Genomic DNA, 13,538 nt, shown 5'->3' on the forward strand with positions numbered 1-13,538 from the left:
AACTCCTTTTTAGTGTATTTATCATTCGGAGTAGCACTAAACAAAAATCAACCGTCTATTTTATTAAACGACTCATTTTTGTATAGTGTGAAACTCCGAACAAATCTATATGTAATATAACAAAAAGGATGGCTAAATGCCATCCTTTAATCGAAAGGATTAACGACGTAATCCTAATCTTTGAATTAATTCACGGTAACGGGTAACGTCTTTGTTACGTAAGTAAGCAAGTAAGTTACGACGGTGACCAATTTTTTTCATTAAACCACGGTAAGAATGATAGTCTTTCTTATGTGTTTTAATATGGTCGTTTAAATTGTTGATGTCTTCAGTTAAGACAGCAACTTGAACCTCAACAGAACCGGTATCACCTTCGTGACGTGCGTATTCTTGCATCAATTCATTTTTACGTTCTTGAGTAATCGCCATATTTTTCACCTCTTTCTCTTTTATTTCCACAAGCTAAGTAAAGCGTTGGTGATGCGCAAAACCGAGCCAGGGCTTTATTCTATACTTTCATACAGAACAATAACTAATTATAATTGAACCTTTTTCAATAAGCAAGATTATTTATTTAATAATTGAAAATAAATTCTGAATTCTTCAGGTGCTTGGTCATGATTTAACAAGCTTACGGGTAATTCTGAATTTGCCTGATGCTTTAATTGACCTTCAAAATAATATCTTAAATCAATATGATGGTGAGGCCCTTCAGATTTCAGTGGATTGGCTGGTATGTCAAAGATATTGATATCTATTAATTGAACTTTATCAAGTCTTTCAAATTGAAAACCTGTTTCTTCAAACAATTCGCGCAAAGCGGTTTCTTGGCTGGTCTCGCCTTCTTCGACATGACCGGCTGGCAGTAGGGTTTTGTCGAGATAGGGATGATGAATAAAGATTAGCTCTTTTGCTTGAAAAACTAAGGCAGAGGCTGAAAGATGTAACTTACTTTTCCGATTTGACAGTTGGTGGTCTGTATCTTCTTGCAAAAGTGCTGTTAACTTCGCTAATTTTGACCGATTAAAAAAAGGTGAGTCTGCCACTAACCGATCAGCCAGTTTTAACAGCTGTTGTAAATCCTTAGTCATCAAAAAGATCCCTCACTTTTTTAATTAAATGAAAGGAACCTACTACAAGAACAGGACGCGTAGAATCTTCCATCAAATCAATTAAACAACTGCGACTGTCTGGGCAGATAGTCGGCGTTACTCCTCGTTCTTCAAACATGACGGCCAACTCTTCACTTGCCATTGCTCTTTCAGGAAAATCAGGCTGGGTGACATAAAAGTTGGCTGGTAAGGTAATCAAGCGATCTAAAATACTTGCGACATCTTTATCCTTTAAGAAGCCACAAAGAATATTAAGTGCTTGGTTGGGATAAGATGCTTGAATACTTGCGACAAATTCTTCAATCGCATCCAGATTATGTGCTGCATCCAAAATGACTGTTGGATCGGACTGAACCTGTTCAAAGCGACCAGTCATTTTTATTTTTTTAAAAACAGAAGCTAGGTTTACCTTTTCTACTTTCTCATCTTCTACTGATAACCAGACTTGGTACCATTTCATAACCGTTTTTAAATTTTCGGTTTGGAAGCGGCCTAATAAAGGAAGGTATAATTGATACATTTTTGTTGAAAGCTCTACTTGGTAATAATAAGGGCGCACAAAATGCACGACTTGGTCTGAACTGTCGAAAAGCTTTGACCCCATTGCGTTAGCCTTTGTTTTCAAGAAAGATAATACGCCATCTTTCTGGTGAGGAGCTACCACTACTTGCTGGTTGGGTCGCATAATACCTGCTTTTGTCTCGACAATGGCTTGTAGAGAATCTCCTAGTAAATTAAGATGGTCCATACCAATTTTGGTAAAGATCGCATAGTCTGAATGACTAATAGCATTGGTGGCATCTAATGCGCCGCCAACTCCACATTCCAGTACTAAATAATCACAAGCTAAATGCGCATAATAGACCATAGCAATTAAAAAAGTGGTCTCAAACTGTGATAAATCGGTCTCAGGATTTAAGCCCAAAATCACAGCTGCCTGATGGACCTCAATCATCACACGGTTAAATTCTTCCTGATTAATCATCTGGTCATTCACACGAATGCTCTCACACTCCGTGTATAGATGAGGGCTAGTAAATATACCCGTCCGATAGCCATGACCTAACAGAAGATGAGCAATCATGGTTCCGGTCGACCCCTTGCCATTGGTTCCCGCCACATGGATAATTTTCATTGTCTGATCAGGGTGTCCTAGTTGTTTTAAAAGAGCTTTTAGAATCGCTAAACGATCACCTTCGCCATAAAGAATACTTGGTAAATTATCCGTTAAGCTGTTCATCATAGAGAATTCACCTTAGGTAAGGATTGGAGAAATTCATTTCGCAATTGAACATCCTCATTAAAAGCTCCTAAATAGTAATTCGTACGCGTGATCGAATTCACTTTTTGAACTCCACGCATCTCTACACACATATGACGCGCATCCACCACTACAGCTACCCCTTTAGCATTCGTGATAGTCATTAAAATATCGGCGACTTCGCGGGTGATATTTTCTTGAACATTTAACTTTCTAGAAGCATAGTTAACCAGTCTAGGAATTTTTGATAAACCAATAATTTGACCATCTTGCGGCAAATAGCCTACATGTACATTACCGAAGAAGGGTAACATATGGTGTTCACACATAGAATAAAAAGGAATATTGTTGACCGATACCATTTGCTGGTTAAGGCTGGATTCGGTTGGGAACATTTTGCCTTCGGTAAATTCATCTAAACGTGTAGAAGCTGTCGTTTCCATTAAGGATTTTGCCACTCGGCGAGGAGTTTCGACTAAACCATCACGGTCAGGGTCTTCACCAATTTCGATTAATAATTGACGAACAAGTTCTTCAATACGGTCTAAATTAATTTCTTTCATCATTTTCAACTCTTTCTATTGCTTGATCTGTAGTGGCTTGGAGTTCTTCAACGGCTTTGATAATCCGTTCATACTCATAAAAATCATTATGGATAATTTCTAAGAGAGGGATTAAAACAAATAAACGATTAAGTACTTCCGGATGTGGCAGGGTCAATTCTGGATCCTGAGAGCTTAAATTATCATAGTATAAGATGTCAATATCTAAGGTTCTTGGTCCCCAGACAATGAGACGTTTACGTAATAATTTGGCTTCAATCTCATGAAGATAGGCCAATAAATCATAGGGATTTAAGGAAGTTGAAATGGCAATCGCTTGATTAATAAAATCATCTTGTTTCACACCTCCCACTGGAGATGTTTGATAATAGGCAGATGCTTTCAACAATTCGATCTGGGGATGGCTGAGTAAAAGGGCTTGTCCTTTCTTTAAATTCGCCATCCGATCACCCAAATTAGACCCTAAACTGAGATAAACTGTATGTATCACACCTAGCCCTCCAATTCAATTTCAGCCGAATCAAGAATGCCATCGATGGGCAGTTGTAATTTACGGACATTCACTTTGACGTGGTCAATTAGGTCACGATTTGAGTCTTTAATCAACTGTAATAGGTCAAAAGCTACGGTCTCAATTAAATCCACCCGTGTCTCTTGAATATATTGTTGGATTAAGTCATAAAAATGCGCATAGGATACCGTCTCATTTAAATCATCACGTTTCACAGTGGCTTTCATGGTGACGGTCAAATCAATGGCAATCTTTTGGCCTAATTGCTTTTCTTCAGGGAAATAACCGATATGAGAGTAAAACATCATATTATTTAATTTTATTTTAAACATAAGTCCTCCTATTTAATGGGATATGCCGCAAAATGTGTATCGTCTAACGTATTAGAAAGACGAAGGTTATTCCCAATCAGTGCAGCAATGTGATGAGGCTCTCCGACATGTACTCGAAGCATTTCAATCCCCATAAAAGCAGCGATGGCCGATAGAGCCGCTGAGGCCGCGTCTCTTTGTCTAAAACCTTCTTCTGTTGCAACATCCACTGAATAACCTGCTTCATTTAGAGTATTTTGAATGAAACGTTTACGCGAAACACCTAAAAAACAAGTAAAGCCTCTTTGATGAATGCGTTGTGATTGATGAATTAATTCATAATTTTCGCGTTTAGTTAGACCAAATCCAATGCCGGGATCTAAAGTTATCCGTTCGGATGCTATTCCAGCTGCTTGGGCGTACTCTAATGACTTGTCAAAGTACTTGTCGATTAATTCAACGGCATCCATCTTTTTAAAAGCTTCTAATTCTTTAGGACTAAAAACACCATGGGCACCAAATTGAGGAAAAACCTTAGCAGACGGATGATCTGGACGCACAATCACTGGGTTTGCCATTACGATTACACCTGCTGAAGTTGGTGCGATGACCGAAGCCATGCGAGGGTCACCCAAAAGACCCGTAATATCATTAATGATATCAGCACCCGCATCAATAGCTGCTTGAGCAACTTCAGACTTCCAAGTATCTACTGAAATAATGACATCTGATTCAGCTCTTAAGGCCTTGATGACCGGAACTACTCGTCTGATTTCTTCTTCCACTTCGACATAAGTTGAACCTGGTCGGGTGGACTCCCCACCAATGTCGATCATCTGGCATCCTTCTTGAATCAGCTGGATCGCTCGTTTATAAGCCTCTTCAACTCCAAACCACTTCCCTCCATCAGAAAAGGAATCAGGTGTCACATTGACAATCCCACAGATTAGAGTTGGATCACCATGACGAATGAGACGATCCTTAAATTTAAAAATAGGCTGACTATTTTGAACAGTAGGCATAAGAAATTCTCCTTACTCGATAATTTGATCAAAAAAAGAGCACTCTTTCAAAAAGAGTGCCGCCAAAAAGTAAAACAGCGGAGGCGATCATCCATCGCGTGAAAGTCACTTCGTCTTCTAGCGACATCCCATCTAGAAGCACTTTACGTAGACAACCTACTCTGTTTTTGAAATCTATTCTATTGTAAGGGAATACAGTCAAGAATACAATCCTTAGAAATAAAACCCTTATTTCATCTTAAAGTGAGCCTTGAGTTCCATAATTAAATCGCGCGTCTCGGCTGCCTTTTCAAAATTCATTTCTTTAGCATAAGACTTCATTAAAAGAGTTAAACGTTCTAATTCTTCTTCCCTTTGCATGCGGGATAATTGTTTAAAGTCTAGTAAGACATTCTCTTGGCGATCTTCAGCTTCGACATCGTGAGTGATACGAATTAAATCGCGAATATCCTTTTTAATAGTAGTCGGTGTAATACCATGTTTTTTATTATAAGCTATTTGAACCTGACGCCGTCTCTCAGTCTCATCAATCGCTTTCTGCATTGAATTGGTGATACGGTCTGCATACATAATAACGCGACCATTTTGATTTCTGGCCGCACGGCCTATCGTTTGAACCAGGGCACGTTCTGACCGTAAAAAGCCTTCCTTGTCAGCATCTAGAATAGCGACTAATGACACTTCCGGCACATCTAACCCTTCACGCAGGAGGTTGATCCCAATTAAGACATCAAAAATACCTAAGCGTAAGTCACGAATGATTTCAGTACGTTCGAGAGTTACTATATCGGAGTGTAAATACTTAACCTTAATATCTAACTCTCTTAGATAATCGGTGAGATCTTCTGACATCTTTTTGGTTAAGGTTGTGATAAAGACCCGTTCCTGTCTTTCAACCCGCAAACTAATCTCTGCAACAAGATCATCGATTTGTCCTTTAATGGGACGGACTTCTATCACTGGATCCAATAGACCGGTTGGTCGGATAATCTGTTCGACATATTCATTATTCGTTCTTTCCATCTCGTAAGGACCAGGTGTAGCCGAAATATAAATGATTTGGTGAACATGGTCTTCAAATTCATTAAGCTTCAGGGGCCGATTATCTACTGCCGATGGAAGACGGAAGCCATATTCAACCAATTGCTCTTTCCTTGCTCGGTCTCCGTTATACATGCCTCGGATTTGTGGCATGGTAATATGCGACTCATCAGCCACAATTAAGAAGTCATCTGGAAAGAAATCTAATAAGGTGTAGGGTGCCTCTCCGGGAGCTCGACCATCCATATGACGGGAATAATTTTCAATTCCTGAACAGTACCCCATTTCCAATAACATTTCAATATCATAGTTGGTTCGTTGCTCTAATCGCTGAGCTTCTAATAATTTATTTTCTGAGCGTAAAACCTCTAAACGCTCCTCAAGCTCCTGGCGAATGCTTTCGACAGCCCTAAGGGTCTGATCTTGATTCGCCACGAAGTGAGTAGCAGGATAAATAGGAAAATGTTCGACGTCATTCTTAATTTCACCCGTTAAAACATCTACTTCTCGGATGCGATCAATTTCGTCACCAAAAAATTCGACCCGAATAACTTCTTTATCTCTTGAAGCAAGAAATATCTCTAAAACATCGCCACGAGCTCGGAAAGTTCCACGTTGGAAATCAATATCATTACGCACAAATTGCATATCGACTAAACGAGCCATGACTTCGTCACGAGCAATTTCTTGTCCTTGACGTAGAGAAAGAACATGTTCGCGATACATATCTGGATTTACCAAACCATAGATACAAGAAACAGAAGCCACCACAATGACGTCATTGCGCTCTAGCAATGAGGAAGAAGCTGAATGTCTCAATTTATCAATTTCATCATTCACACTGGATTCTTTCTCAATATAAGTATCTGAAGAAGGGACATAGGCTTCTGGTTGATAATAGTCATAGTAAGAAACAAAATATTCTACTGCATTATCAGGGAAAAATTCTAATAACTCGGAATAAAGTTGCCCCGCCAGCGTTTTGTTATGGGCTAAAACCAAAGTTGGTTTATTGACTTCTTCTATCACTTTAGCTACGGTATATGTTTTACCTGTCCCGGTCGCTCCTAGTAGTACTTGTTCTTTTTTACCTGCCTTTAAACCTGCAGCTAATGCCTTGATGGCCTGAGGTTGATCACCAGCTGGTTCATAGGGTGACACTACCCGAAATTTGTTTGTTTTCAAAAAATCGCCTCCCATTTCTTACCACCTACCACAAATTACTCGACTTAATATTAATTTACAAGTTTAATGATTATGCAGTAGGCTATGAAAATTTTTTATTGCAAGTTGACTTTGACTTCTGTATAATGTTTCTTGTTGACTAAGTTTTCAGACTTAGACTAGATTTATTGAAAAGAGGTGACCATTCATGGCCAATACAGCATCCGCACAAAAACGTACCCGTCAAACTGAAAAAGTTACTAGCCGTAAGCGTGCACAAGTTTCTGCTTTGAGAACTGCAATGAAAAAAGTTCGTGTAGCAGTTGAAACTGGTGAAGGTGATATTCAAGCATTATACCAAGCTGCAGTCAAAGCAATTGACTCTGCTGCTACTAAAGGTTTAATTCATCACAACAAAGCAGCACGTGATAAATCACGTTTAGCTAATTTAATTGCATCTGCAAAATAATAACTGAGCTTCCTTTGGGAGCTTTTTTATTTTATCGCAATAATCTTATAAAGCATCCCTATTGATCACGAATCGTCTTACTTAGCTTACAAAATCAAATTTGTTTGAGCCAAGAGAGGAATGATTCATCATAGGGATGCTTTTTCTTACTGGAGAGCAGAATATACATTATAAATATTGATCAATTAAGTCTTGACGGTTTAGCTTGCTTAAATAAGAAAGCGGTATGTCTAACATGGTCAATGCGCCTGTCTTACCTTCTTTTGCTAAGCGAAAAACAGCTCTGGCATATGCCATTAAGATATTAGCTTGGTAGCTTAAGGGATGACTCAGACATAAGCTTAGATCATAAGTTGTTAATTCTTTCTGGTCTGAACTTGATCGAATTAATCGTCCTGCTTGCTTGTCTTGTGAAAGTTTTGCCAATTCTGCTGAAGAAACAAAATGTAAATGGGATTGCGCTTGAGAGAGATAATTAGGCAATACTTGAATTTGGTCATGTATTTTTTCAGGATCAATCCCCTCTTCTAAGACAAGATAGGCTTCTCTTTGATGATAATCGGAATAGTTCAGATTAGGATTTTGACCTGCTAAGACTGCTTCTAAGCTGGTAGGTTCAGCGTTAAGAAAAACTTTTGCCTCCGCAACCCCTTCTATCTCCTCTAAAAGCTCTGTCATCTTTTGGCTCCATTCATTTTCCACAAAATGATATGTTGTGGCATTGGGAATTAAAGATTCCGCCATTATTTGGTTGAGACTATATAGCCCTGGATTCCAACCCACACCAATAAGGGCTAATTTATTAGGCGGTGGACTCATGGACTCCAGACTATTAATCAATAAATTCGGTTGCGCATAAAAATTATACGCCTCTACAACATTATAATACCGCGCATAATCGGTTAAATGACTTGGATAATCGATGGTTGACCCGCTGCAAACGATTAAAACATCAATCTCTTGTTTAAATTCAAACACTTCATTCATAGAGTGAAGCGGTAGTGTCTGAAATTCTGACGACAAATCTTTTTTATTAAAATGAGTAAAGACGCTCGCGATCATTAAATCCTCTTGTTTTTGAACAGCTGATACGATTTCTTGACCCAATTGATCGAAACCAATAACTCCTAATTTGATTTTTGCCATACTGTCACCCCCATAGATTATAATTGCATAATTTTAGTTAAGATTAAATAAAAAGAAGTATCTTTGCTACCCAGACCCGTTTTCATCTGATAGTCGGCTTCAACTAATTGCAGATAAAGTTGACTTAATTCATTTAGATGCATTTGACGACTGGCTTGAAGGGCTAATTTGACCCGATAAGGATGAACCGCTAAACTTTTTGCAATCTCATCTTGACGCATTCCCTGCCTTTGTAAAATTTTGACCTGAACGAACAAACGAAATTGCGAAACAATCAAGGCATGTAATTGAATGGGATCATGCTTCATTAAGATTAGGTCTTGATAAATTTGAATGGATGGTTCTAATTTCCCAGCTAAAATCGCGTTCGTTAATTCAAAAACATCTGAAGTTAAACTGCGTGTGACTAGCGATTGAACTACCTCTAAGGTTACTTTTTGACCACTTTGAGCAAATTGTTTCAATTTTTGAACTTCGGTAACTGCTTGACTAAGCTGATAATCTACTCGCTGTAACAACCCTTTTTGGGCTTCAGGAGTCATTTCAAAAGATTGACTTTGGATATAGGTCTGAATAAAAGTTTGAACGGCGTTTTCTTCAAGGGGCGAAATATTAATATACCTTGTCTCTTTAACAAAACACTTGGTTAACTTACGTCTTTTGTCTATTTGATCAAAAGGGACAATAAAAAGGATACAAGTTGAAGGGTTGGGATCTTTTAGATAGTCGACTAACCGTTGTGTTTCTGACTCAGTCATCTTTTTATTTGGTTGACTAATTAAAAGATCCACCTGGTCGACGATAATCAAGCGCTGATCTACAAAAAAAGAATAGGTCTCTGCTTCATCCAAAATGGTATCTAGTGACACCTCATTCCAATCAAAGCTTGTCACATCTAATTCTCCTGTGCTTGTTTCTATTTTTTGAGCTAAGGCTTGACGAAAAGTTTGCTGAAGATAGACTTCACTTCCTTGGAGACAATAGAATGGCTTCACAATTCCCTTGTCTAATTCCTGTATTGCATTTTGAAAATCCATAGCAACCCTCCTTACCCTCTTTATTTAGTTTACCAAATAATCTTCTCTTTGTATGCTTTAAAGTCTTTAAATTTAGCATCGCTTTCTTGTATAATATGATTAAATATTTACGTTTAGAAAGGAACTTGACATGCAACCAATAATCGCAATCACCGGAAGTATTACACCGATTCAAAATGATCCGAATTATGCAGCCTTCGATGCCACTTACACGCCGCATTTTTTCGTTGAAGCTGTTATTGAAGCGGGAGGGATTCCTATCATTCTTCCGATTAATAATAACTATCCTGTTGAAGCCATTCTTAACAAGGTCGATGGCTTGCTTCTAACTGGTGGACATGATGTGGATCCACGCTTTTATCAAGAAGAACCTCACGTAAAAATAGGATCTTTAAATCTGGATCGCGACCACCATGAATTAAAATTAATTAAGCATTTTATGCAAGCGGGAAAACCCATGTTAGGCGTCTGCCGTGGGATGCAATTAATTAATATCCTTCAAGGTGGAAGCCTGTATCAAGACCTTAGTTTATATCCGGATTGGGCCATTCAACATGTTCAAAAATCCGAATTAGATCGGGTCACTCACCGAGTAAAAATCGATCCAAATTCGCGGTTAGGACAATGGATGGGAACCGGCGATTATGTCAATAGTCTTCATCACCAAGCCATTAAAGACTTAGGTCAAGACTTAAAAGCGATCGCTTGGTCAGGTGACCAGCTCATTGAAGCAATCGAATCGACAAATCCCGCTGTCGATCTCCTAGCGGTTCAGTGGCATCCTGAGTTAACCCACCAGAATCAAGAAAGCAGTCGCGCCATCTTTAAAGATTTAGTTGAACGGGCCAGTAATAAAAAATAAGTCAGACTTTATAACCAAGAAAAAAATCCCTTAACGGGATTCTTTTTCTTGGTTTAATAGTTACTACGATCATTATACATATAAGGGTCCTCGCTTGAGAACATATATGATCGATGGTGGTACCGCATTGAAAGGATCAAACCCACCCCAATCATATTAGATAGAATAGCTGAACCCCCTTGAGAAATGAAAGGTAACGGTACACCGGTAATCGGAAGTAAGCCTATGGTCATACCCACATTTTCCAATACGTGGAAGAGAATCATTGAAATAACACCAGCAGAAATATAAGTATAATATTCATTTTGTGTTTCAAAACAGGTTTGAACCATCTGATAAATTAATACAAAATAGATCACTAAAATGACGGCTGAACCAAAAAAGCCAAAATTTTCACCAATCGTTGTGAAGATGAAGTCCGATTCACGCACCGGCACCGGTACTTCAGAAATACCAAAACCTTTGCCAAACAATTGTCCTGAGCCTATCGAAAGAATCGATTGAACTAATTGATAGGACTCTCCCCTAGTATCCGAAAAAGGTTCCAACCAAGTAGTAATTCTTCCTAATTGATAAGGTTTAAACCCAATTTCTAATAAAGCATCTGGAAAAATAACAGCTAAGAGAATCAATCCACCCCCTAAAATGAGCGCAATTGAAAAAGCGGGCAATAGTATTTTCCATGAAACACCAGATAAAAGGATGAGACCCCCAATGATCGAAAGCATTACTAGGTTCGTTCCTAAGTCGTTTTGTAATTGTACCAACAATAAGACGGGTGCCGAAGCTAGTAGTAATTTGCCAATTAGCATAAAATCAGAACGAATGGTTCGAGCCTGATTTTGACTATTATGTTCTGTGACTAAACGCGAAAGAAAAATGATCAAGGCTGGTTTCATCAATTCGGAAGGTTGAAAGGACAGAGGACCTAACTTAAACCAAGACTTTGCCCCTGTCATAATTGCTGTTTGACGGTCATGGAAAAACAAAACCATAATCAGTAGCAGAATTCCTAGACCATAAAAGTAGATCGAAAGTTTCCAATATTGTTCACTATCAAATTGCATCACCACAATCACAACTAAGGCTCCTAAAGCATACCAAAGTGCTTGTTGGAGGGTCGGACCAATTCCTTGACTTGCAATCATAGCTGTCGTCGCATAGACGATGGCTAAACCCATTAAACATAACAGTAAGACGGTTAAAATGACACCATAATCAATTCGATTTTCTTGATAATTGGCAATTCTTTTATTAATTTGCATCGAATAATCTTCCTCCTTCTTGGATTAATCGCTTGTTAACCCGCTTATTATTTAGTGATGGTCTCTTTAATCTAGTGATCGAATTTTTTCCTTATTTAGATTCCTTAAATCAATAGCCACCACATTTACATAGGCCCCCACAAAAAAAATCATACAATTGAGGTAAATCCAGAACATAACCACGATAATAGCCCCCAAGGCCGTATTACTATTTAAAGACTTATTAAACTGAATAATTGTTCCGAATAATTTGCCCAAAAGGGTAAAACCGATTAGCGAAAATAGTGAACCGGGAATAGCTTTTGAAAACTTTAAATTATGATGAGGTAAATAGGTATAAATCATGACTAAAAAAATGAACAAGAATAAGAGCGATCCCCAGCTTCCACCTTTTATCCAAGCAGCTAAAAAATTGAAATCCCATTTCAAATTTTGATCTAACCATAAAAGTAATTGTTCACCGAAAGTAAAGATGAAAGTTGAAACTAAGATGACTAATACACTTAGCAAAGTAAATAGATAGGCAAAGAGTCGTTGGACAAAAAAGTGTCTCTTACTCTTTACGAGGTAGATCTCGTTTAGCATACGCTGTAGAGCATTAAAAACATTCGAAGCTGGCCACAAGGCTAAGGCCAGCCCGATTGGTACCCAAGTCGTTGAGGCCGTTTCAAAATACTGTTGAATCATGGGAATTAGTGGACGTGCTACTTGGCCAGGTAAAGATGTTCGCAGAAAGCGAATCACTTCTTCATAAGAATAAGGTAAGAGCACAATTAAGTTGGAGAAAGCTAAGAGAATCGGAATAACGGCTAAAAGAATATAATAAGACACTTCTGCTGCGTAAGAGCCAAAAGACAGTCCATCCAAACGCTCTTTAAAAACGGAAAAAACCCTTTTAGATTGATCCAAGTATTTCATCATTTTTTGCTCCACTCATTCTACACTCCCTTCTAATAACCTCTATAGGTTACCATATTCATCCCATAAATGCACTTGATAGTCTGACCTATTTAGTGAAAAAATCGCTTCTGCTTTAGACAATCTTTGGCAATAAGGTTATAATAAAAAGGAAAAAGAACGGAGGGAAATTATGGCTAAAGGTGTTACATTTTATTTTATGCGACATGGTGAGACTTTATTTAATCATAATGGACAAATTCAAGGTTGGTCAGACGCTCCTTTGACTCCTAAAGGAATTGAACAAGCCAAAGCATCGGGGCGTGGTATCGCTGATATCCATTTTAATGCCGTTTACTCGAGTGATTTACTAAGAACGCAAGATACTCTCCGCTATGTTTTGGAAGAAAATCACCATAAAGATCATTATCAAGTTCAATTGATGAAAGAATTGCGTGAGGTCTACTTTGGATCCTTTGAAGGTTTGCCTGCTTCTACTTTATATGATGCTGTCGATGACCATCTTCTAGCAGCAGGTATTGATGTCAAGAAAATGGAAAAACCACTTGAAATGCCCAAATTACTCAAATTAGTCAAACACCTCGATCCACAACATTTGGCTGAGAATTATGCTGAATTTTGGGATCGAATTGAATCCGGTCTTTTGATCCTTTTGAATAAGCATGCTGGCACCGATCAAAAAATTTTGATCATGAGCCATGGGATGGCGATTGGCAACCTCATTCACGGTTTGGTTGCTGATTTTGAAGGAGGACAACCTCTGGCTAATTGTTCCTTATCGATTGTCGAATATCGCGAGGGTCAATTCCGTTTAAATTCTTTTAATCAAACGGATCACTTTATTGAATAATCATAA

The 13,538-nt window shown here is 38.3% G+C and carries 15 protein-coding genes and 1 riboswitch; of the genes, 3 read left to right on the forward strand and 12 right to left on the reverse strand.

Annotation, left to right across the window (positions count from 1 at the left end; translation table 11 throughout):
- Positions 1 to 159 precede the first annotated feature (159 nt).
- From rpsO to uvrB, 8 genes are all read right to left on the reverse strand, one after another.
- Entirely contained in the window at positions 160 to 429 is a 270-nt protein-coding gene (gene rpsO, locus HF969_RS01750; RefSeq protein WP_090289049.1) for a 30S ribosomal protein S15, read from the reverse strand.
- 137 nt (positions 430 to 566) lie between these two features.
- Entirely contained in the window at positions 567 to 1,091 is a 525-nt protein-coding gene (locus HF969_RS01755; protein ID WP_090289050.1) for an NUDIX domain-containing protein, read from the reverse strand.
- Complete coding sequence (locus tag HF969_RS01760; protein WP_245694787.1) at positions 1,084 to 2,355, reverse strand: bifunctional folylpolyglutamate synthase/dihydrofolate synthase; 1,272 nt, start codon at positions 2,353 to 2,355, stop codon at positions 1,084 to 1,086. Before HF969_RS01760 ends, HF969_RS01755 begins: the two co-directional genes overlap by 8 nt.
- A complete protein-coding gene (folE, locus tag HF969_RS01765) occupies positions 2,352 to 2,936 on the reverse strand; it encodes a GTP cyclohydrolase I FolE (RefSeq protein WP_090289099.1) in 585 nt (194 codons plus the stop codon). The genes HF969_RS01760 and folE overlap by 4 nt, the downstream gene beginning before the upstream one ends.
- Positions 2,923 to 3,426, reverse strand: coding sequence for a 2-amino-4-hydroxy-6-hydroxymethyldihydropteridine diphosphokinase (gene folK, locus HF969_RS01770; protein ID WP_245694788.1), 504 nt, complete (start codon positions 3,424 to 3,426; stop codon positions 2,923 to 2,925). Before folK ends, folE begins: the two co-directional genes overlap by 14 nt.
- Positions 3,427 to 3,428: 2 nt before the next feature.
- The gene (gene folB / locus HF969_RS01775) at positions 3,429 to 3,779 is read right to left on the reverse strand and encodes a dihydroneopterin aldolase (RefSeq protein WP_090289051.1); all 351 of its coding nucleotides are present in this window, start codon (positions 3,777 to 3,779) and stop codon (positions 3,429 to 3,431) included.
- A gap of 8 nt (positions 3,780 to 3,787) precedes the next feature.
- Positions 3,788 to 4,780, reverse strand: a complete 993-nt coding sequence (gene folP, locus HF969_RS01780; protein WP_090289052.1) for a dihydropteroate synthase — start codon at positions 4,778 to 4,780, stop codon at positions 3,788 to 3,790.
- Positions 4,781 to 4,853: 73 nt separating this feature from the next.
- Positions 4,854 to 4,946, reverse strand: a riboswitch (THF riboswitch).
- A 62-nt stretch (positions 4,947 to 5,008) separates the two neighbouring features.
- Positions 5,009 to 7,006 carry an excinuclease ABC subunit UvrB gene (uvrB, locus tag HF969_RS01785; protein WP_090289101.1) on the reverse strand — a complete coding sequence of 666 codons (1,998 nt, stop codon included), beginning with the start codon at positions 7,004 to 7,006 and terminating at the stop codon, positions 5,009 to 5,011.
- 187 nt (positions 7,007 to 7,193) lie between these two features.
- Here uvrB and rpsT point away from each other — a divergent pair, with 187 nt between their 5' ends.
- On the forward strand, positions 7,194 to 7,454 hold the full coding sequence (gene rpsT / locus HF969_RS01790; RefSeq protein ID WP_090289053.1) for a 30S ribosomal protein S20: 261 nt from the start codon (positions 7,194 to 7,196) through the stop codon (positions 7,452 to 7,454).
- A gap of 168 nt (positions 7,455 to 7,622) precedes the next feature.
- On the opposite strand, the gene HF969_RS01795 is transcribed toward rpsT, so the two are convergent.
- Positions 7,623 to 8,600 carry a diaminopimelate dehydrogenase gene (locus tag HF969_RS01795; RefSeq protein WP_090289054.1) on the reverse strand — a complete coding sequence of 326 codons (978 nt, stop codon included), beginning with the start codon at positions 8,598 to 8,600 and terminating at the stop codon, positions 7,623 to 7,625.
- A 17-nt stretch (positions 8,601 to 8,617) separates the two neighbouring features.
- Positions 8,618 to 9,637 carry a DNA polymerase III subunit delta gene (gene holA, locus HF969_RS01800; protein ID WP_090289055.1) on the reverse strand — a complete coding sequence of 340 codons (1,020 nt, stop codon included), beginning with the start codon at positions 9,635 to 9,637 and terminating at the stop codon, positions 8,618 to 8,620.
- Positions 9,638 to 9,767: 130 nt separating this feature from the next.
- On the opposite strand from holA, the gene HF969_RS01805 reads away from it, so the two are divergent.
- Entirely contained in the window at positions 9,768 to 10,499 is a 732-nt protein-coding gene (locus HF969_RS01805; protein ID WP_090289056.1) for a gamma-glutamyl-gamma-aminobutyrate hydrolase family protein, read from the forward strand.
- A 53-nt stretch (positions 10,500 to 10,552) separates the two neighbouring features.
- Here HF969_RS01805 and HF969_RS01810 read toward each other — a convergent pair whose 3' ends face one another.
- Positions 10,553 to 11,764: an FtsW/RodA/SpoVE family cell cycle protein gene (locus tag HF969_RS01810; RefSeq protein WP_090289057.1), complete on the reverse strand. Its 1,212-nt coding sequence runs from the start codon at positions 11,762 to 11,764 to the stop codon at positions 10,553 to 10,555.
- 66 nt (positions 11,765 to 11,830) lie between these two features.
- Positions 11,831 to 12,685, reverse strand: a complete 855-nt coding sequence (locus HF969_RS01815; protein ID WP_090289058.1) for a YihY/virulence factor BrkB family protein — start codon at positions 12,683 to 12,685, stop codon at positions 11,831 to 11,833.
- A gap of 169 nt (positions 12,686 to 12,854) precedes the next feature.
- Between HF969_RS01815 and HF969_RS01820 the strand changes: the two genes are divergently transcribed.
- The gene (locus HF969_RS01820; protein WP_090289059.1) at positions 12,855 to 13,532 is read left to right on the forward strand and encodes a histidine phosphatase family protein; all 678 of its coding nucleotides are present in this window, start codon (positions 12,855 to 12,857) and stop codon (positions 13,530 to 13,532) included.
- The last annotated feature ends 6 nt before the right edge of the window (positions 13,533 to 13,538 follow it).

The organism is Facklamia miroungae (assembly GCF_012396555.1).
Classification (GTDB): domain Bacteria; phylum Bacillota; class Bacilli; order Lactobacillales; family Aerococcaceae; genus Facklamia; species Facklamia miroungae.